Genomic DNA, 18024 nt, shown 5'->3' with positions numbered 1-18024 from the left:
ATCGCGTTAAACTAACCGCATGGAACAACTGCGGGAACTACACTTCGACGATCTGAACGCGGCGGCCCGAGAGGCACGATCGCTACTGCAGAGCGGATACAACCAGAATGGCAATTGGTCGCTGGGGGAAATCTGCCGTCACCTAACGCTCGTGCAAGATCCGAGCGTCGATGGCTATCCGAAGTGGATGTCATTCTTCGCGTTCTTGCGTCCTGTGATGCGACGGATCCTCTTGCCGAAAGTTCTCGGCGGCGATTCACCTCGTGGAATTCGCACAGCGTCGATGTTCGTTCCGCCGGCGGAGCTGGACGACGCTCGTGAGGTTGAAGCTTTTGCTGCGAGCGTGTCTCGGTTCTACGCTCACGTTGGTGACTATGCTCCGCATCCAGCGTTTGGGCGACTGCCACGTGAGCGAATTGAGCAAATTCATTCTGCCCATGCCGCTCATCACTTGCGTTTCCTTGCACCCCGCGATTGATCTTTTTTCGCGTCCTATGAGTACTTTCGAGTCTGAGCGGTGTTTCATGTTCGTGTGAGGCAGCATCGGCCAAGAATGTTTTTCGCAGAAGCTGACATTTTTGGCGAACCATCTGGCCGCGAGAGAGTCTATCTCTCCGAACACACAAGTCACATTCACAGACGAGCGAGTATCGAGCTTTCTGATGTTAACGAATATTCAATCCAGTCGACTCGAACAGATACACGAAGGCAATCTCTTCGGCGGGACACCGTCGTTTGATAATGCCCCGGCGTATCCGCGTCTGATGTGACACTCGCTTTCATTAGCGAACGACTTCTTCATGAAGGCTCGGTGTCACGCAGACATTGAGCCTTTTTTCGTGTCCGCATCGAACGGGCAACCCCAACAACGAACCCAATTTGGGCTGGTAGCTGAGACGGTCTAGCGGCGGTCTGAAGAACCGCAGACGAGGATTCGAGCGCCTCCCGGCCCACTGACAAGGAAGATATGCGCCGACGGCAACCGCCGCGGCGATGGAAGAAACAGAACATCGGATACAGGTGCAGATGGAAGCACGTCCGCTTTGGGAGCGGAAGGCTCTCGGTTCGACTCCGAGGTGTCCGACTTTTGAAACGACAACGGTAGTCGAGGGCTGGTCGCCCAAATCCGCCTGATACGCGGGTCGCGCTGAGTTCGATCCTCGGGGCTACCACTTACGACAACGACACGAAAGGAAAACCAACATGCTGTCTGCACTGCGATTGAAACGCATAGCCGCGATCGAACATCGGGGCTGTGGTGTAACTGGCAGCATGACGGACTTTTAATCCGTTCGGTGAGGGTTCAACTCCCTTCGGCCCCATCGCTACGCATCGGCGTGTAGCTCAGGGGTGAGAGCGGCGTCCTTATAAGGCGACGGTCGCGGGTTCAATTCCCGCCACGCCGACTGAAACAAAACAACGACGACGCCGAGAACAACAACACATGGGATTGTGGCAGACAAGGTAATGCATCGGACTCTTAATCCGAGCGATGTGAGTTCGATTCTCACCGATCCCACTTGAGACATTTTGAAGCAAGCACTGATGGTCTAACGGCAAGACTCCTCCGTCGTAACGAGGTGATGCGGGTTCGATTCCGGCTCGGTGCTCTTGAACGCTTCGGCGTATTGATCTTTGACAATTTGGTAGTGATGCATTTTTGCGCCCATGATGTAGCGGTAGCCTGCTGCCTTGCCATGGCGGAAGTGTGGGTTCGACTCCCACTGGGCGCTTGCAAAATTCCGGTGTGGCCCAATGGTAAGGCGGCTCCCTGTTAAGGAGACGAGTGATGGTTCGAGTCCATCCGCCGGAGCTTCGCGAAGTTTGAAGGGTGAAGCGAGAAGTGTGGAATAGCTCGCTTCGTTTCACACCTCGCCCTTCAGACTTCCGCATATTCAGTGTCCTTGGCCGAGCGGCAAAGGTTCCGGACTTCCAATCCGGCTAGGTGGGTTCGACTCCCACAGGACACTCTTTCATTGTTGAAAACTCTCTCCGGCGCGTAGTCGCGACGTGAGCCTTTGAAGCTCGCAGGTCGGGTTCAATTCCCGGACGGAGTGCTGATGAAACGAAGACACCGAGGCGGCAACTGCTGGTCGTTGCACCTGACTCTGAATCAGGCACACACAGGTTCGATTCCTGTCCTCGGCGCTGTGGCTAGATCTGGTGCTGGTTTCCAGAGACTCACTGTGAATGAGTTTGTCGCCGGTTCAATTCCGGTTAGTCACCCTGAACCGATACGGTGGTAAGTTCCTCTGGGAAGGAAGCTTGATTGTCTATCAAGTCGCTGCGGGTTCGACTCCCGTTGCCATCGCTTTGCAAACGCCGCATTCGACTACTGGCTAGGTCGGCTGCTTCTCAGGCAGCAGGAAGGAGATCGAAACTCCTATGCGGTACTCGGCTGGCGACAAGGCTGGCCAACAAAACGGCGTGGTAGATTCTGATGGCAGAATCGTCTGGTTTTCATCCAGGAGTCCGCGGGTTCGATTCCCGCTCACGTCACTGCGTTCAATAACGCAACTACGGAAGTCACCCGGCCGGATGAGGACACTGTCTTGAAAACAGCTGCGGGTAAGACCGTTGTGGCTTCGAGTCCCACGGCTTCCGCTTGTTTGACGACAACTTGGGAGCGTTTCCACACGGGAGGTTGTAACCCTTCTGCCTTTAATTGTGTGGTAGTCGGCGAGAGGTGCGATTCCTTGCGTTCCCACTTGTTTTGAAAAGTTTCTACGTCTCTGGTGTAACGGTAGCACTACTGATTCCAAACCAGTTAGTCAGGGTTCAAATCCTTGGGGACGTGCTCTTCGGATCGACATTTTGACAAAGTCCTGTGGTCCAACGGCTACGACACCTGTTTTACACGCAGGAAACGATCGTTCGATTCCATCCGGGACTACTTCGACCTTCGCTACGACAATTTTCATTCCGCCTAACCAGGAGACGACGATGACCAGAAACGTAAAGTACGCGCAATGTGCGATGAGACGCATCGTCGCTGGTGCCAGCGTCGTGACGACTTCGTACATCCCGACGCAGTTCGCCAAAGTCGGCCGAGTGCTAAAGCTGAAAGATAGCGACGACAACTGGGTCGATGGCTGGGTGGTTGAAACGGTCGGCGACGTGATCGTCGAAGGCGAGCGTGTTCCGGACTACCGCAAGGCAATCCGAAACCACCGCAAGTCAACGGGCGATAGTACGCCGCGACTCAGGGCATGACACGTTGGCAGCCAACGGAAGGGCGTGAGCAATCGCGTCCTTCCCACGGCACCAAACACAAGACGCCTAGATACGCCAACTGGCCGAGCGGCTCGACTTAAACCCGAGTGTTTGCAGGTTCGACTCCTGCTCTGGGCACTGAAACGAAACAACAACATGGGGCGCTCGTCCAACGGGAAGACGTCTGTTTTGCACGCAGAAAATCGGGGTTCGATTCCCCGGTGCTCCACTTATTCGCAAACGCTGAGGTAGGCCAACGGCGAGCCGCTTGTCTTAGGAACAAGTGCTTGCGGGTTCGACTCCCGCCCTCAGCACTGACTCAACTTGCTGTGGTACGCAAACCGGCAAAGCGGCGAATTTCAAACGTTCGTGTTTGAGGGTTCAACTCCCTCCCGCAGTACTTCGATTCATACAGCCAACTGGTGGAACCGGTAGACACGCGACACTCAGAATGTCGTGCCCACATGCGGCGTGCGAGTTCAACTCTCGCCTTGGCTACTTTCACTTTCAGTAGTGAAACAACGATGCGGGTGAGCCAGGCTCATCCGGGCCTCATAAGCCTGGACCGTCGGGTGCGACCCCCGAACCCGCTACTTCGATGCGAGAACAATGCGGATGGGCCAGAGCTCAGCCAGGCCTCATAAGCCAGGACCGCCGGGTGCGACCCCCGGATCCGCTACTTCATTCGGCCGGGTACGCAAACTGGCAAAGCGACGAGGTCGAGAGCCTCGTGACTTTGTGGGTTCGACTCCCACCTCGGTCATGACAAACGATCGCGTGGTCCAGCGGCTAAGACGCCTGCGTGACAAGCAGGAGACCGATGGTTCGATTCCATCCGTGATCACTGACACAAACGGTCTGTAAGTGTTGCGGCAGCACGCGTCTGTGGTATGGACGAAGACCGGGTTCAATTCCCGGACGGACCTCTGAGTGACGTTTGAAACAAATGGGCTGGCATGTTCCAAGGAGGCGACTGACTTTTGCAAAGTCGGTGGAAGGGTTCGATTCCCTTCCGGTCCACTCACGATTGTTTACGGAAGGCAGCCGGATACGGTTTGCCGGGCCGCACTGCTAACGCGTGCCACCTTCGGGTGATGAGGGTTCGACTCCCTCGCCTTCCGCTTGTTTGAAACGGCTCGATGGTGAAACGGACATCATCTCTGGCTTCTAACCAGAAGTTCCGGGTTCGATTCCTGGTCGGGCTACTGATGCGACAACCCAGGCCGACGTGGCTCGATGCAGAAAGGCACCGCTCTTGTAAAGCGGCTCATGCTGGTGCGAACCCAGTCGTCGGCTCTTGTGACTATGAATGAAGAAAACAACGAAATGACTCGCGGGTGTGCTGGATAGCATGACAGTCTTCGAAACTGTCGGACCAGGTTCGATTCCTGGGCGGGTTACTCCAAATGTTCTCGGAGTGTGCTGGATTCGCACGCGACTTTGCGAAGGTCGTAGACCAGGTTCGATTCCTGGCGAGAGCACTGACTGATCGACTGCAGACTCGGATTACATCTTGAAAATGTGAACCATCTGAGTTGTACCTTCGCCGATTGGTCTTTGCACAATTAAACGTTTTCACACTCAAACCGGAGCAGAACGATGCGATACGAACACCAATGTGACGACGACAACGCCCAATGCTTTCGAGCCGATGAGCAAACGTCGTAAAGGCTACCCGTCAGAAACGAAAGTCAAACGCGGAGTCCGAATCATCCAAGGCAAGCAACTCGAGGAGAAACTCGGCCGAAACGACCTGTGCCCATGCGGCAGCGGTCAGCGGTTCAAACGTTGTTGCCTACGATCGGGGCGTCTGTGATGGCGTCAATCGCGACGACTACTTTTAGAGACGACGACTGAACAACACACGCTCGCGGCAACCCCGCGAGCAATAAAACGCTGGAGCCAGATGGCCAGGCAGCCGGTTGCAACCCGGCCAAAGTGGGTTCGACTCCCACCAGCGTTTCTGACTGATCGACTGCAGGCTTGGATTACATTGCAAATGTGAAACATCTGAGTTGTCCCTTCGTCGATCCGTCTTCAACCAAACCACGGCGACTGCCGGTTCGGACTACATGGGTAGAGCGCGTCGCAATGCGGCGAGGTCGCGGGTTCAAATCCTGCTCGGCATCCGAAAGGATCGTCGATAGCTCAGTCAACAACGTCTGACCAAAACTTCGTCGCCAACCGCACACGATTGACTGCCAGATTGGACTACATCACCTCGACGGCCGTGGGTTCGAGTCCCACCAAAGCGATCCTCGCGTTCGCTTCGTAGCTCAGTGGGTAGAGCATCGAATTTGTCTGGTCGACCCACTTCGTCAATCGCGTTTTCCCCAATCGTCTCGAGAGATCGAACTATGCGTGTTTTACATTCCTGTTTCGCCATTCCGACCGGCCGCGAGTAATCCCCACTCGCGATTCAGCAGAGAACACACATGCACCATTCAATCTTTCAACGATTACGGAAACATGAAAACCACAACCGAAAGCCGATCCAAAACCGTGACCACCGTCGCGGCCAGGATCGCTGGCGAAGATATCGCCAAAGGTGACTACGTCACCATCCTCAGCGAGATCATCGAACTTCCATCCTACTTGTGGGACTGCTCTGGCATCTCGCAACCCATCGACGAACTCGTTCGACTTCGCTACTTGCCTCGCGCAGCCGGCGAACCGCACAAAGTCGTTGCCGTTTGCTTGCCGTTCGTTTACGCGAAGCGACCCAAGGGAAACCTGATCGCTTTCGACACACGACAGCAACAACTAGTGCGACTCGACCGAGACAACGGCCGTTCCCTTTGGAAACAAATGGGAAAGACCACCAAGAAGAAAACGAAATAGAAAGCGCACACGATCGACTGCCGATTCTGAGTACATGCTTCAGGAGCCGGGTGTCGTGGGTTCGAGTCCCACCGCCCCAACTGCTTGTCAAACTCGCAGGGGCGTAGCTCAGTGGTAGAGCGCCGTAACAACCTCTGGTCACCACTTCGTCGATCGTGTTTTTCTTTTCATCAAGTGCATCACTGCCTGTGGGATAGGCATCCTGCCTGTCATTCAACAACCGACAAGCTGGAAGCTTATCCCACATTCAACCGCACACACTCGACTGCCGGCACGGAGTACATGGCTTTGCAGGTTCGACTCCCGCCCCGCTAGCTCGGAAACGATCCTGCGGGATCTCTGTCCAACAATTCGTCGAGTGCGTTTTTCACTTCGCCGCCTTGGGTCTTTTCCAAAGACTGGCGGCTGCCCGGATGTTCAAACACATCCGTTTTCAATCGAGGAGGTCAAACATGGCCAACAAGTCTCTATTCCAAAGCATCACCAGCGTCCTGCCACGAGCGACTGTCGTCAACGAAGCAGGCGGCCCAGCGTACAAGATGTCAGCGAAGCACGCGCTTGCCCAAATGGCGGCGACCGGCACGTTCGGCAACGTCTACTACGCGTCCGCACAAAACCAACTTGACGCAATGCGAAAGCTGATCGACGAGATCCACGACAACGAGTTCCTGGCAAAGCTGGCCGTCTACTCACGTGAGCGTGCTTACATGAAGGACATGCCTGCGGCGCTGCTGGTCGTACTGTCGACGCGAGACACCAAGCTGATGCACCAAGTCTTCGACCGAGTCGCCGACAACGGCCGCGTTCTGCGCACCGTTTTCCAAATGACTCGTTCAGGACAGTTCGGTCGCAAGGGCCTGTCGTCATCGCTGCAGCGTGCGTTCCAACGATGGCTGAACGACGCGTCTGTTGGCAAGTTGCTCTCAGCTTCGATCGGAAACGATCCAAGCCTGCGAGACATCTTGCGAATGGCACGTCCAACGCCAAAGGATGACGCGCGTCGAGCGTTGTTCGGATGGTTGACCGACAAGCCAGTCGAGAAGTGGGCACCAGCTACGGCTGACCACCTGCCATCGACGGTGCAGTCGTTGGTCGCTTACCGAGCAGCCGACACGGCCGAAGCCCAAACGTTGATCGCCGGCGACCTGCAAGTTCGATGGGACTTGCTGGCCGACGCAGCCAAGGGACCGTTGGTTTGGAAGGCGATTGCCCGACAAATGGGACCGCAAGCACTGCGAATGAACCTCAACACGCTTTTGCGTCACGACGCATTCAAGAAGCCTGGAATCCTCGGATTCGCAGGAACCGACAACGCGATGATCGACTACGTGGCCGGCCAACTGGCTGACCGCGACGCGATCGCTCGCAGCCGTCAGTTCCCGTACCAGTTCCTGGCGGCTTACATGAACGCATCGGACGAGGTTCCAGCCCAAATCAAGACGGCGTTGCATGACGCTGCCGAGATTGCGTGCGGAAACGTGCCAACGCTGCCTGGACCAGTCATCATCGGACTCGATACGTCAGGTTCGATGGGCTGCCCAGTCACGGGAAACCGTGGTCGCGGTGGAATGTCGAAGATGCGATGCGTCGATGTTGCGGCACTGTTCGCAGCAGCGATCCTGCGTCGTAACCCAGACAGCGTCGTGATTCCATTCGATACTCAAGCTTACAAGGTCAAGGTCGATCCAAGTGATTCAATCTTGTCACTGTCAGCACGCTTGTCGAAGTACGGAGGCGGCGGAACGGACTGCTCGTTGCCATTCGTCGAAGCCAACACACGTTACGCGAAGCAAGCCTTCGCCGGCATCGTGCTGGTCAGCGACAACGAAAGCTGGATCACCTCGGGACGACGTTACGGCTACGGCCAAAACGGTTCAACCGGAGTGATGACCCAATGGGAGAAGTTCAAGAAGACGCAGCGCGGACACGGCATTGTCGATCCAAAGCTAGTCTGCATCGACATCCAACCCTACGGAACCAGCCAGGCACCCGAGCGAGACGACATCCTGAACATCGGTGGCTTCGGTGACGCCGTGTTCAACGTCGTCTCATCGTTCCTAGAAAACGACGCATCCCGCTTCGTCCGCGAAGTCGAAGCGGTCGAACTGTAAGTCGAACGACGAACAACAATAAACGCCCGTGGAGGAGCAATCCCCCGCGGGCGTTTTCATTCATTTACCGCTGATTGCGTTGGGCTTTAACAAGTCGTTTACCGCAGCCTCGTGATCCGACAATTTGGCTACCGTTAGTACTTTCTAGCCTCTAGGCCTAAACGATGTCCTTCACCTTGCCCATCAAGGAACTCAAGAACTGCCCCCAGTAGCTTCTCAGTTCACCATATTGCTCCTGCGGATCCTCATGCATTGATTCGGCCTTACCGAATGCAATCATCATCAATGTCAACGCTTCGATTGTGCGACGCGCTGCCTTCACGGCATCGGCACCTGAGACGCTCCCGGCATCAAGAGATGCAATCTCTCGAACTGGTGCCCACATTTCTCGGTAGAAACGATGCCTGGTATTCAGGCGAATCAGAACCTTGCCAGCAACGTGTTGGATATCGACGAACTGCGTGCCAGGAAAATCCACCGACTCAACCACGAAAGGGAGTTCCTTCAAGCGTTCAATGTACTCAAGTCGTTCCTTTTCTTTATCGACGTCGGACCCCACCACATCTCGTGCGAGATCGTCCAATAGTTGGTCTTTTTCTTCTTGGCTTTCCGGGCCTTTCGCTCGCCCACTAGGAAGTGTTCGACCGGCATTCTTCGCGGCATCAAGGATGCTGGCATGTTCACCCTGCGTGCTTAGCGTATCCCTTGCAGCTGCACCCCAGACTTCGTCAATCTCTTTCCGAGCGGTCGTGACATATTTTTTTATGATCGTTCGGATTCTTTCGCGAAGTTCGCCGTGTGGCTCAACACCGCGTTTGACGTTGCGAATTCCAAAGTAGTCATCCAATTCCGGCGTGAACGAAACCTCGATTCCTATAAAGCGATCAGGCTCCTGGACGGCCCGCCCAAAAATCCGGGGAACATTCGTGTATGAAACCTCCCGATCAAGTCGAACAAATGAGATTTTGCCTTCGTTCTCGGGAAGACGAAGCTTTTTTGCGAGCTTATCACCGCCGGTCCCGCGTTTTCGCAGAACTTCGCGAGGGTACAACGTGATGCGAACCAAGGCTTCGTGCCCCTCAATTTTCACTGGCTCTTCCCAAATCAATTTTGAGCCGAAGTGCTCCTCCCGTGGTTTCTTCTTCGCACCTTTGGTCGCTTTTGCGTTGCTGTAATGATCACTCAATACCTGGTCTGCCCAACTCTGATCCATCGACATTAAAGGGTCAAAGAGAACTAGGTCAGTCTCGTTAACCGTGATCCTTCGCCCTCCGTGAAGAAAGTACCGAAAAATTCGCGACAGTTCCTTTTCGACTTCGAGCCGAAGCTCGTTGGCGTCAGGTGCTCGCCGCCCATCCTCCAAGCGGTCCACCTTGGACCAAACGACAATCGTACCGCTTGACGAAGGTAGCTTCAGTTTTAGTTCAGCGGGTACCTCCATCTCTTCCGGCTGGGCGATCCCTGGTACTTCGCCACCTTGTTCACCCTGCCGCACTTCATCGAGGTCAAAGTAGACATGCCGCCATGGACCATCGGCCGTTCGACTCCACACGTCGATTCGTCGTGCGAAGTTCAGCGCAGCAAGTTTTGCACCTACGCCGTACTTACCGATAGTCTTCTTGCTCATGTATCGCGAGGAATATCCCAGTTGCAAATAGTGCCACAGGGTATCTTCGTTCATTCCATCACCGTCATCGGCAATGACAATCTGATGAATGTGCTTCTTGCCTCGATCGTTGGTTGATTGATCGAGTCGAATTTGGACGAGATTTGCATTCGCTTCGAGACTGTTGTCGACCGGTTCGCCTAAAGCTGTCGCAAGGTCATAACCTGAATCGCGAAGTGAATTTAGGGCCTGGCCGGCAAGGACCATTGGAATGGCTTTGATTGTTGTGTTCATTGAAAGACTCCTGTTTTTGAGCCGATCGGCATTCGCTCGACCAGCACCGGGTGACTTAGCCGGCTACCGAGAGTAGCCGGCTTGGAAAAATGGTTTGTGGAACTAACTGTCGGACGTTTCATCGCGACAGGTCATGTCTTGATAGGCTTTCCGGATCAAGCCGCGCACGTGATGAACACGACGCTCGGAAACCACCATCGCGGTCGCCGTGTCTTTGACAGATTCGTTCGTCAGCATCCCATCGAGGCAACGAAGCGCACCCGGAATGTGACCGACGCGTTGACTTAACCGCGAAAGCAGTTCAAGTGCGATTGCTTCGTCTATCGGTCGACACGAAGAACGCTTCGGCGAAGCTACTTCGCAGGCAGCGTCACCGTCATCCTTTTGGGGATCCTTCAGGCTGCTGAAGGTGACCGGTTGATTGGGTTGCCGAACAAAAGTTCGGCGAGCATCACGTCGAAGGTTTCGCGAGAAGAACTCGGCGGGCTCAGTAGAGCGCCGAGGATTCAATGCGAGCCGGCAAGCAATATCCGCCTCTTCGTATTCGGGAGAACCGGGTGAGAAGTGGCCTAGCCGCTCCTGAAACTGCAGAAAGCAATCAAAGCGCAATGTTGGCGCAGAAATCATGTAAACAGCTCCTTTGGTGCCCAACCGCCCTGAAAAGATAGGTGCAGTCACGCCCAACAGTGGAATCATTGGTTTGCTCGGTTTTTGCCAAACCCGCCACGTCGGTCGAATCGGCCAGAGCACATGGATTATGGGACAGCCCAAGCATGCTCACAACAAGGGAAAGCATGAAAAAATGTATGCGCGCGTTAACGAACACGAGCGCTGGTGGTTCCAAGTCGTTTGCGGGCAATGACTTATGGTTTTTTCCGCTTAGCCGAGATTGTTGTCGCAGCCAATGTTTTTTCCGTCCGCACCCTTCGTTGACTCCCTTTCGGAGAAGGCGTAAGCTGTAGTGCAGATGATATAGCATCTGCAAAACTTGACGGAGAGCCGATGACTGCAACACGATCAAGGGATATTGGGCAATTGATCAAATCACTTCGGGGCCAGCTGGAAATCAGCCAAGAGAAGCTGGCGGCGAAACTCGGGGTGACCTTCTCAACCGTGAACCGTTGGGAAAATGGCAAGGTCCAACCGTCTCCTCTTGCCATCAAGCAGATCCAAAAACTCCTCGTCGATTTGGGTCCGGCTGGGCAAAGGCTACACGACGAGTTTTTCGGAAAATGAACGGCGAAGGAAATCGCCTAGTAAGCGACGGAGCTGCCAGAAATGGCCTCGAGCGTGTGCTGGCGCGAAGGCGACAACCTCTCGCCTCATTGCCACTGCCGGACCAAACGTGTCACAGCTTACCTGTATCCTCCAACCGGTCGGCCATAACACCGGCTTGGAGATCAAGCACGCTACGCCCGTCGCAAGTTTCTCACTCATTCCGTAAAATGCTAGCAAATCAAAGCCCGTGAGGGACGGAGTCCGAATGAAACCTGAGATTTACCTCGACAACAACGCCACAACACATCCCTCGGATGAGGTACGTGAAGCGTTGTCGACGGCAATCAATCAGGATTTCGGCAATGCATCCAGCGAACACCGTTCCGGCGAGAAGACTCGACGGGCGATTATGCAGGCTCGGGACTCGGTGGCGTTGTTGTTGGGGGCCAAGTCCGAAAGCATTGTCTTTGGCAGCGGTGTAACGGAGCTGAATTATTGGGTATTGACTAACGCCCTTCGTGGTCATCAATCGCCGCATTTAGTGACCAGCCAGGTCGAACACTCCTGCGTGATCGAAACCGCAAACATTCTAGAGGCGGAAGGGATTCGGGTGACGCGAATGCCTGTTGGTCGTGATGGTCGCCTTGATATTGACTCACTTACTGCCGCGGTTGCCGATGGTGGGACATTCGTCTCGGTTCAATGGGCAAACAACGAAACCGGTGTGATCCAACCGATTCGCGAGATCGCTGCTATCTGTCGGCGGTTTAAAGTGCCCTTTCATTGCGACGCAGCTCAAGCTACGGGCCGACTGCGCGTTAACTTCTCGGGGACCGGTATCGACTACTTGACCGCATCAGCTCACAAAATGCATGGACCGACCGGCATTGGCGCTTTGTGCGTTAAAGAGCCGCGAACGCTTCAACCATTGTTTCGTGGAGGCAATCAAGAGACTGGACTTCGTCCAGGTACCGAAAACACGCTAGGCATTATTGGGTTCGGTCGAGCCGCAAGTGAAAGGGAAGGATCATTTGACGCAGCGGTTGAGGTCATCACTAAATTGCGAGATCAATTTGAGTCTTTAGTTCTTTCCGCGATTCCGCAGATTGAAATCAACGGCAGTACGGAAGATCGGCTCTGCAATTCGACAAACATGATGTTTCCAGGACTCGACGGCGCGGCCATAGTCGCGTTGCTCGATCGCGAGGGGATTCGCTGTTCACAAAGCTCAGCTTGCACAAGCAATCGCCCTGAGCCGTCATATGTTCTTCGCGCGATGGGTTTAAGCGAGGATGAGGCGTTCGCGAGTGTGCGGTTCAGTTTTTCAAATCAAAACACAATGGTGGAAGTCGAAACCGCTGCGGCGAAGTTGGTTTCGATAGTCGCCCGTCTCTCGGGCTTTCAATCGCCGCCGTCGCAGTCGGATTATTTGCAAGGAGCAGCCAAGCATGAAGTTTAGCGGTCACGAAACATTCCCCGTTCGCGAAGGGTGGCTTCACAAAGGCATGAAGCTGGTAGCGGAAACGCCAGAACAATTCCTCGACGAAGAAGTGGCCGACTATCTCGGTGTCGGCCGCAACATGGCCAAGTCGGTTCGTCATTGGTTGATGGTCACCGGACTTGCTGAAGTCGACGGTACAGAATCCCGTGGGCGTGCGACGCTACTTCAACCGACCAAGCTCGGGCAACTCATCTGGGACTACGATCCGTTCTTCTTGAACGAAGGCACTTGGTGGATCCTGCACGCGAATCTCGTTAACAATATCAACGCAACGACAACCTGGTCTTGGTTCTTCAACAACTTCAGTCACGACCGATTTGATCGAGCTGTTTGCCTCGAGTCGCTTCGCCGCTTCATCGAGTCGTCGCAAAAACGTGTCCCCAGCACTTCGACGCTCTCCCGTGATCTTGGCTGCATGCTGCTCAGTTACGCCCGTGCAGTGCCCGCCGGAAACGACGACCCCGAAGACGGCGCTGATTGCCCGTTCCGAGAACTGGGTCTGCTCAGCTACTACCGGACGTCCGGTTACTTTCACGTTCATCAAGCAGCAAAGCGAATTCCCACCAACGTTTTTGGCTACGTCACATCGCTCGCATTCCCCGAAGCCATGCGGGAATCCAAAACCACAGACATCAAACTTCAAGAAGCCGCTCGCAAATTCGGTGGTCCCGGTCGAGTGTTTTGCTTAAGCAGCGAGACGCTCTTTGAAACCGTGTCGCAAATCGAACAACAGTCCGACCACTTTATCCAGATTGCGGGGATGGCTGGCGACCGCACCATTCGGCTGCACTGCATGCCAGCCGAAGATTGGGCGACGTTGTTTTATGAAACCAGCGAGGAGCTCGCTCATGTCTAAAACACGAAACAAGCCGTCAGCTCAAAGCGTCGATGCCGAATTGTTCTTGCGTTCGATCAACATCGCGTTCGACGCCGACTTTCCCGAACGCATCAGCCATTTCCGGCCGACCGCTAAATGCGTCCCGCTGATCCGAGCTTTGCTAGGCAGCGAAGACCAACGTGCCTTTTTCTTGGTCGCTCCGTACGGCTCCGGCAAATCGCTGACTGCTGCATACGCCGGCCACTTGGTCGAAAATAGCAAGTCTTCCGGTCCTGTGCGTCTGGAGATTAACCGGCGTCTCGAAGTCGTCAGTCCCGACTTGGCCGATTTTGCCAAACGACGACGCGCGAGCACGAAGCAGAAAGGTTTGTCACTTTGTCTTCACGGACATGTTGCCAACGTCGGCCAGCAGTTGAGGCTAGCCGCAGCAGACTCGCTTAAGCGGATCGGCGTTCGACGCTGGACTAAACTTCGCAACTCAGACGAGAACGACATTGCCGAAGTCATCAAGCTGATCCGAAGCATTTGCGACGAAATGGAATGCGATCGCGTCACGATCGTTTGGGACGAATTTGGACGCCATCTCGAAGGCCTGGTCGCCGAAGGCCGAGGCGACGAGTTGGCTGAAATCCAATTGCTCGCCGAGATCGCCTCTCGCACCAAAGCGTTCCCAATCACGTTCTGTGCGATCCTTCACCAAGGACTCTCGCACTACGCTTCCGGTCTGCCGCAGGCGATCCGATCCAACTGGAAAAAGATCGAAGGTCGTTTTGAAACGATCCAGTACGTCGACGACAGCAAAGAAATCTACCGATTGATCGGTGAAGTCATTCAGTCGCGAGCGCCGTCGAACATCGAATGCAAAGCAACACAGGCGACTGCAAAAAGTTGCCTCTCGCTCGGCCTGTTCTCCGGTTTCAGCGTCCGAGACTTGTCGGCTCTGCTCAAGACGGCGTATCCGATGGAGCCGACAGCGCTCTACTTGTTGCCGCGAGTCTCCGCCCGCGTCGCCCAAAACGAGCGAACGCTATTTAGTTTCCTTTACAACTGCGACTTGAACACGCCTGTTCGCGTCAGCGACCTGTACGATTTCTTCTCACCAGCCATGCGAGCCGACACCGCCGTCGGTGGAACTTATCGGCAATGGCTCGAAACCGAGAGCGCCATTTCAAAACTCCCCGACGACGAATCCGCCGTCAACGCTTTGAAGACCGCGTGTCTACTTGGCCTGGGTACCAGCGGCGCAAGATCGCGAACTACCGTCGATCTGATGAAGTTCGCCATCAACGGATACGAACCCAAGCAAGCTGACAAGATCCTTCGCGACCTCTTTGGTCGCAAACTCCTGTTGCACCGCGTCCACAACGATGACGTGTCGGTCTGGCACGGAACCGACCTCGATCTCCGTGGCCGACTCGATGAAGAGCGTTCCAAGCTCGGTACTGACTTCGACTTGGTCACCTTCTTGAACCGGGAAGCATCACCGCCCGTTTGGAAGCCCGTCGAATACAACGACACCCATTGCATTCGTCGTTTTCTGCCTGGGTCGTATCTCACAAAGGACCAATTCAATAGCATCGAATCCTGGGTGATCAATCACATCGCAGACGACAGCGACGGGCATATCGCCTACTTGCTGGCCGACAGCGAAGAAGACCTCGCGATGGCCGAAGAAGTCGCGTCCAAAGCCAAGACCGAAGAGCGACTCTTTTTCGCCGTCCCCAGTGACCCGCTACCGCTACGAGACGCCGCCATCGAAGTCAGCGCCCTGCAACGAATGCAACAAGATAGTGAGTTGGTCGAATCCGATCCGATCGCGTTATCCGAATTGCAACAGATGACCGACGACGCACTGGAGCATCTGCAAAAGCTGATTGATCGCCTCGTCACACCATCGGCATCGGGAGCCAAGTGGTTCCACGACGGCAATCGAATCGACGGATCAAACTCACTCGAGTTGCGACGATCGTTCTCCGCCATCATGGCCAACGTCTTTTCCAAGACGCCGATGATCAACAACGAAATGATCAACCGACGAAAGCCATCGCCCGCGTTGGTCAACGCCCGCAAGAAGTTGACGATGGCGATCCTTGAACGCCACGGCCGCGAACGTCTCGGACTCGAAGGCTTCTTCCCCGATCGCTCGATGTTCAACACCGTGCTCTTGCACACCGGCCTGTACCGCAAAGACGAGGCCTCCGATCGTTGGAGCTACGTCCACGAAAATTCACTCAAAGACCCTGGAATGAAAGCCGTCTGGGGAGCTTTCCGAAAGTTTCTGACCGAATCATCGGATCGCCCCACCACATTCCAAGCACTCTTTGCGCGACTTCAATCGCCGCCATTCGGATTGCGACTCGGCGTCATGCCGATCCTGCTCGCCGCAGCACTTCGCGCTTTCCCAAGTGCGATCTCGTTGATGCACAAGGGCAAGTATCTCAACGACGTTTTGCCATCCGATATCGAGAACATTTGCAAGTTCCCCAGCGACTATCAAATCCTCGTTCTCGACATCGACGCATCCAAACAGAAGCTGTTACGCGGCCTCTACAAACATTTCAGCAAGGTCGCCAATTACGAGATCGAAGAAAACGATCTTGTCCGCCACTGCTTCGACGCATTGGAAGCCTGGAAGCACCAACTTCCCCCCGCCGCGTTCACCACCGGCCGGCTCTCCGAAGACACCGACAGCTTTCGTGCAACCATCACACGAGTAAACGACCCAGTGCAGCTTTTCTTCACCGAGTTGCCCAAGGCGTTATCGAAGTCAGTCGATAAACCCACATCGCTAATCAACGTAATTCGTAAATGCGTCGATGAACTCGAGAATGTGGCGTCTTCTTACACCGAACAAGCCAGCGAAATTGTTCGAGCATCTCTGACCGTCGGCAATGACCCCAACTCCGACCAAAGCGTTCGAGCGATCGCCAAGCAATGGGCCAGCTTCTTCCCAGGTCAGTTCATCGAGAAGCTTAGCGATGGCGTCGCGAAGGGAATGCTGTCGCGAATGTCACTCGAGTACGAGTCCGATTCGCTGCTAATTGACTCCTTGGCGAGCTTGCTGGTCAAAAAATCGGTACGGCGATGGGACGACAGCATGGCCGCCGCGTTCGATCGCGAATTCACCGCCTACGTCAGCAAAATCGAGAACTCCGCCCGAACGTTCCCAGCTCCCACGCCGCAGCTGCAGGAAGGGCTATCTCGACTGGTCCTCGGCCGCATACAAGAGCTCTATCATCAGCTTTCCGATCTCGTCGGTGAAGATGAGGCCAAGACCATGCTGAAACAATTCAACTCAATCAAAGGAGCAAACCGCCATGGCGTCAATCACTGATGCACTCGAAAGCGTTCGCGACAAAAGCGATGAGACGCTCCATATCGTAAACATCTCCGGTGGAAAAGATTCTGCCGCGCTCGCCGTTTACGTCCGAACGAAGTATCCGGAAATCCACGCCTGCGCCGAATACGTTTTCTGCGACACCGACTGCGAGCTTGAGGAGACTTACGAATACCTCGAGACCCTCGAGGACTACCTCGGTAAAACAATTCGCCGTTTGAATGCAATCACACTGCTCGACATCCGCAACAAGCCCGATCGAAATCCGTTTGACATCATTCTAAACGAAAAGTTCGGTGGCTACCTGCCAAGCCCCCGAAGTCGATGGTGTACAAGGGCTCTCAAGATCGAACCGTTTGAGGACTTCATTGGCCAGCGGCAAGCATACAGCTACATAGGCATTCGTGCCGACGAGAATCGGGACGGCTACGTTACCAAAAAGCCCCCGTCGCTTTCCAACAAGCAAAACATCATCCCTGTCTACCCGTTTAAAGACGATGGAATGGGCTTGGCCGACATCAAAATGCTGCTTGAAAGCAACGGCGTGGGGCTCCCCAGCTACTACGAATGGCGTTCACGATCCGGCTGCTATTTCTGCTTCTATCAGCAGATCGGAGAATGGCAACGGCTCAAGAAGTATCACCCTGACCTATTCGACAAGGCGAAGGAATACGAACGACTTTCAGACGGATTCACTTGGTGCGAAGGCAGGACGCTTGACGAAATTGCCGACCTCCCCGAGCAACCCCTGCCGATTCTTGATGAATCACAGGGTTGTGCGATCTGTCATCTGTAGAACGCAATCGTGCCTGAAAAACCGACTTGTGCAAAAGCAAACTTTGGGATTTCATGATTGGAGTAGTGCAAGTCGGCGAGGACTATAGTGTGTGGATAGACAAAAGAGAATTGGCATGTCATTACCAAAGAAACACTTCAAGATGCCATCAGTTTTCGTCTCCCCTTGTCAAAGATCGTATTACGTTTGCAGGTTCATCTCGGGCACAGACGACGAACGACGACTGACAGATATCATTTTTTGTTGATCCGAAAAGCATGATCCATTTC

The 18024-nt window shown here is 54.6% G+C and carries 12 protein-coding genes and 25 tRNA genes; 35 read left to right on the top strand and 2 right to left on the bottom strand.

Annotated elements, in window-relative coordinates:
* Nucleotides 1–19: 19 nt before the first annotated feature.
* The 30 genes from Pla22_RS17780 to Pla22_RS17650 all read left to right on the top strand — a co-directional run bounded on the left by Pla22_RS17780 (nucleotide 20) and on the right by Pla22_RS17650 (nucleotide 8165).
* Nucleotides 20–478, top strand: a complete 459-nt coding sequence (locus Pla22_RS17780; RefSeq protein WP_146516110.1) for a DUF1569 domain-containing protein — start codon at nucleotides 20–22, stop codon at nucleotides 476–478.
* Nucleotides 479–881: 403 nt separating this feature from the next.
* Nucleotides 882–953, top strand: a tRNA-Phe gene (locus Pla22_RS17775).
* Between the two features lie 58 nt (nucleotides 954–1011).
* Nucleotides 1012–1084, top strand: a tRNA-Pro gene (locus tag Pla22_RS17770).
* Nucleotides 1085–1249: 165 nt separating this feature from the next.
* Nucleotides 1250–1322, top strand: a tRNA-Lys gene (locus Pla22_RS17765).
* An 11-nt stretch (nucleotides 1323–1333) separates the two neighbouring features.
* A tRNA-Ile gene (locus Pla22_RS17760) sits at nucleotides 1334–1406 on the top strand.
* 40 nt (nucleotides 1407–1446) lie between these two features.
* Nucleotides 1447–1519: transfer RNA gene (locus tag Pla22_RS17755), tRNA-Lys, on the top strand.
* 20 nt (nucleotides 1520–1539) lie between these two features.
* Nucleotides 1540–1610, top strand: a tRNA-Thr gene (locus tag Pla22_RS17750).
* A 52-nt stretch (nucleotides 1611–1662) separates the two neighbouring features.
* A tRNA-Gly gene (locus tag Pla22_RS17745) sits at nucleotides 1663–1733 on the top strand.
* Nucleotides 1734–1741: 8 nt separating this feature from the next.
* A tRNA-Asn gene (locus Pla22_RS17740) sits at nucleotides 1742–1813 on the top strand.
* Nucleotides 1814–1898: 85 nt separating this feature from the next.
* A tRNA-Gly gene (locus Pla22_RS17735) sits at nucleotides 1899–1970 on the top strand.
* 268 nt (nucleotides 1971–2238) lie between these two features.
* Nucleotides 2239–2311: transfer RNA gene (locus Pla22_RS25330), tRNA-Asp, on the top strand.
* Between the two features lie 113 nt (nucleotides 2312–2424).
* Nucleotides 2425–2499: transfer RNA gene (locus Pla22_RS17725), tRNA-Glu, on the top strand.
* 227 nt (nucleotides 2500–2726) lie between these two features.
* Nucleotides 2727–2797 (top strand) — tRNA-Trp (locus tag Pla22_RS17720).
* Between the two features lie 24 nt (nucleotides 2798–2821).
* A tRNA-Val gene (locus tag Pla22_RS17715) sits at nucleotides 2822–2893 on the top strand.
* A 50-nt stretch (nucleotides 2894–2943) separates the two neighbouring features.
* A complete protein-coding gene (locus tag Pla22_RS17710; protein WP_040770237.1) occupies nucleotides 2944–3213 on the top strand; it encodes a hypothetical protein in 270 nt (89 codons plus the stop codon).
* A gap of 64 nt (nucleotides 3214–3277) precedes the next feature.
* Nucleotides 3278–3351 (top strand) — tRNA-Leu (locus Pla22_RS17705).
* Between the two features lie 20 nt (nucleotides 3352–3371).
* A tRNA-Ala gene (locus Pla22_RS17700) sits at nucleotides 3372–3442 on the top strand.
* Nucleotides 3443–3455: 13 nt separating this feature from the next.
* Nucleotides 3456–3527 (top strand) — tRNA-Leu (locus Pla22_RS17695).
* Between the two features lie 12 nt (nucleotides 3528–3539).
* Nucleotides 3540–3613, top strand: a tRNA-Leu gene (locus tag Pla22_RS17690).
* Nucleotides 3614–3626: 13 nt separating this feature from the next.
* Nucleotides 3627–3711, top strand: a tRNA-Leu gene (locus tag Pla22_RS17685).
* A 189-nt stretch (nucleotides 3712–3900) separates the two neighbouring features.
* Nucleotides 3901–3976, top strand: a tRNA-Leu gene (locus Pla22_RS17680).
* An 8-nt stretch (nucleotides 3977–3984) separates the two neighbouring features.
* A tRNA-Val gene (locus Pla22_RS17675) sits at nucleotides 3985–4057 on the top strand.
* A gap of 104 nt (nucleotides 4058–4161) precedes the next feature.
* Nucleotides 4162–4233, top strand: a tRNA-Ala gene (locus Pla22_RS25325).
* Nucleotides 4234–4346: 113 nt separating this feature from the next.
* A tRNA-Arg gene (locus tag Pla22_RS17670) sits at nucleotides 4347–4418 on the top strand.
* A 17-nt stretch (nucleotides 4419–4435) separates the two neighbouring features.
* Nucleotides 4436–4509, top strand: a tRNA-Thr gene (locus Pla22_RS17665).
* A gap of 32 nt (nucleotides 4510–4541) precedes the next feature.
* Nucleotides 4542–4613, top strand: a tRNA-Arg gene (locus Pla22_RS25320).
* 251 nt (nucleotides 4614–4864) lie between these two features.
* Nucleotides 4865–5029: an SEC-C metal-binding domain-containing protein gene (locus tag Pla22_RS25980; RefSeq protein ID WP_011123265.1), complete on the top strand. Its 165-nt coding sequence runs from the start codon at nucleotides 4865–4867 to the stop codon at nucleotides 5027–5029.
* A gap of 76 nt (nucleotides 5030–5105) precedes the next feature.
* A tRNA-Cys gene (locus Pla22_RS25315) sits at nucleotides 5106–5176 on the top strand.
* 506 nt (nucleotides 5177–5682) lie between these two features.
* Nucleotides 5683–6054, top strand: coding sequence for a hypothetical protein (locus tag Pla22_RS17655; RefSeq protein ID WP_146516109.1), 372 nt, complete (start codon nucleotides 5683–5685; stop codon nucleotides 6052–6054).
* A 452-nt stretch (nucleotides 6055–6506) separates the two neighbouring features.
* Complete coding sequence (locus Pla22_RS17650; protein ID WP_146516108.1) at nucleotides 6507–8165, top strand: TROVE domain-containing protein; 1659 nt, start codon at nucleotides 6507–6509, stop codon at nucleotides 8163–8165.
* Between the two features lie 157 nt (nucleotides 8166–8322).
* Here Pla22_RS17650 and Pla22_RS17645 read toward each other — a convergent pair whose 3' ends face one another.
* Both Pla22_RS17645 and Pla22_RS17640 read right to left on the bottom strand, forming a co-directional pair.
* Entirely contained in the window at nucleotides 8323–10065 is a 1743-nt protein-coding gene (locus Pla22_RS17645; RefSeq protein ID WP_146516107.1) for an ATP-binding protein, read from the bottom strand.
* 102 nt (nucleotides 10066–10167) lie between these two features.
* Entirely contained in the window at nucleotides 10168–10692 is a 525-nt protein-coding gene (locus tag Pla22_RS17640) for a hypothetical protein (RefSeq protein ID WP_146516106.1), read from the bottom strand.
* A 375-nt stretch (nucleotides 10693–11067) separates the two neighbouring features.
* Here Pla22_RS17640 and Pla22_RS17635 point away from each other — a divergent pair, with 375 nt between their 5' ends.
* From Pla22_RS17635 to Pla22_RS17615, 5 genes are all read left to right on the top strand, one after another.
* Entirely contained in the window at nucleotides 11068–11301 is a 234-nt protein-coding gene (locus Pla22_RS17635; protein WP_146516105.1) for a helix-turn-helix domain-containing protein, read from the top strand.
* A 247-nt stretch (nucleotides 11302–11548) separates the two neighbouring features.
* The gene (locus tag Pla22_RS17630; RefSeq protein ID WP_146516104.1) at nucleotides 11549–12742 is read left to right on the top strand and encodes a cysteine desulfurase family protein; all 1194 of its coding nucleotides are present in this window, start codon (nucleotides 11549–11551) and stop codon (nucleotides 12740–12742) included.
* Nucleotides 12732–13640 carry a DUF4007 family protein gene (locus Pla22_RS17625; protein WP_146516103.1) on the top strand — a complete coding sequence of 303 codons (909 nt, stop codon included), beginning with the start codon at nucleotides 12732–12734 and terminating at the stop codon, nucleotides 13638–13640. The genes Pla22_RS17630 and Pla22_RS17625 overlap by 11 nt, the downstream gene beginning before the upstream one ends.
* Nucleotides 13633–16956 carry a hypothetical protein gene (locus Pla22_RS17620; protein ID WP_146516102.1) on the top strand — a complete coding sequence of 1108 codons (3324 nt, stop codon included), beginning with the start codon at nucleotides 13633–13635 and terminating at the stop codon, nucleotides 16954–16956. The genes Pla22_RS17625 and Pla22_RS17620 overlap by 8 nt, the downstream gene beginning before the upstream one ends.
* Nucleotides 16940–17755 carry a phosphoadenosine phosphosulfate reductase domain-containing protein gene (locus tag Pla22_RS17615; protein ID WP_146516101.1) on the top strand — a complete coding sequence of 272 codons (816 nt, stop codon included), beginning with the start codon at nucleotides 16940–16942 and terminating at the stop codon, nucleotides 17753–17755. The genes Pla22_RS17620 and Pla22_RS17615 overlap by 17 nt, the downstream gene beginning before the upstream one ends.
* The last annotated feature ends 269 nt before the right edge of the window (nucleotides 17756–18024 follow it).

Source organism: Rubripirellula amarantea, assembly GCF_007859865.1.
Classification (GTDB): Bacteria; Planctomycetota; Planctomycetia; order Pirellulales; family Pirellulaceae; genus Rubripirellula; species Rubripirellula amarantea.
Note: the sequence above shows the minus strand (reverse complement) of the source record. Positions and strands in the feature narration are given on the sequence as shown.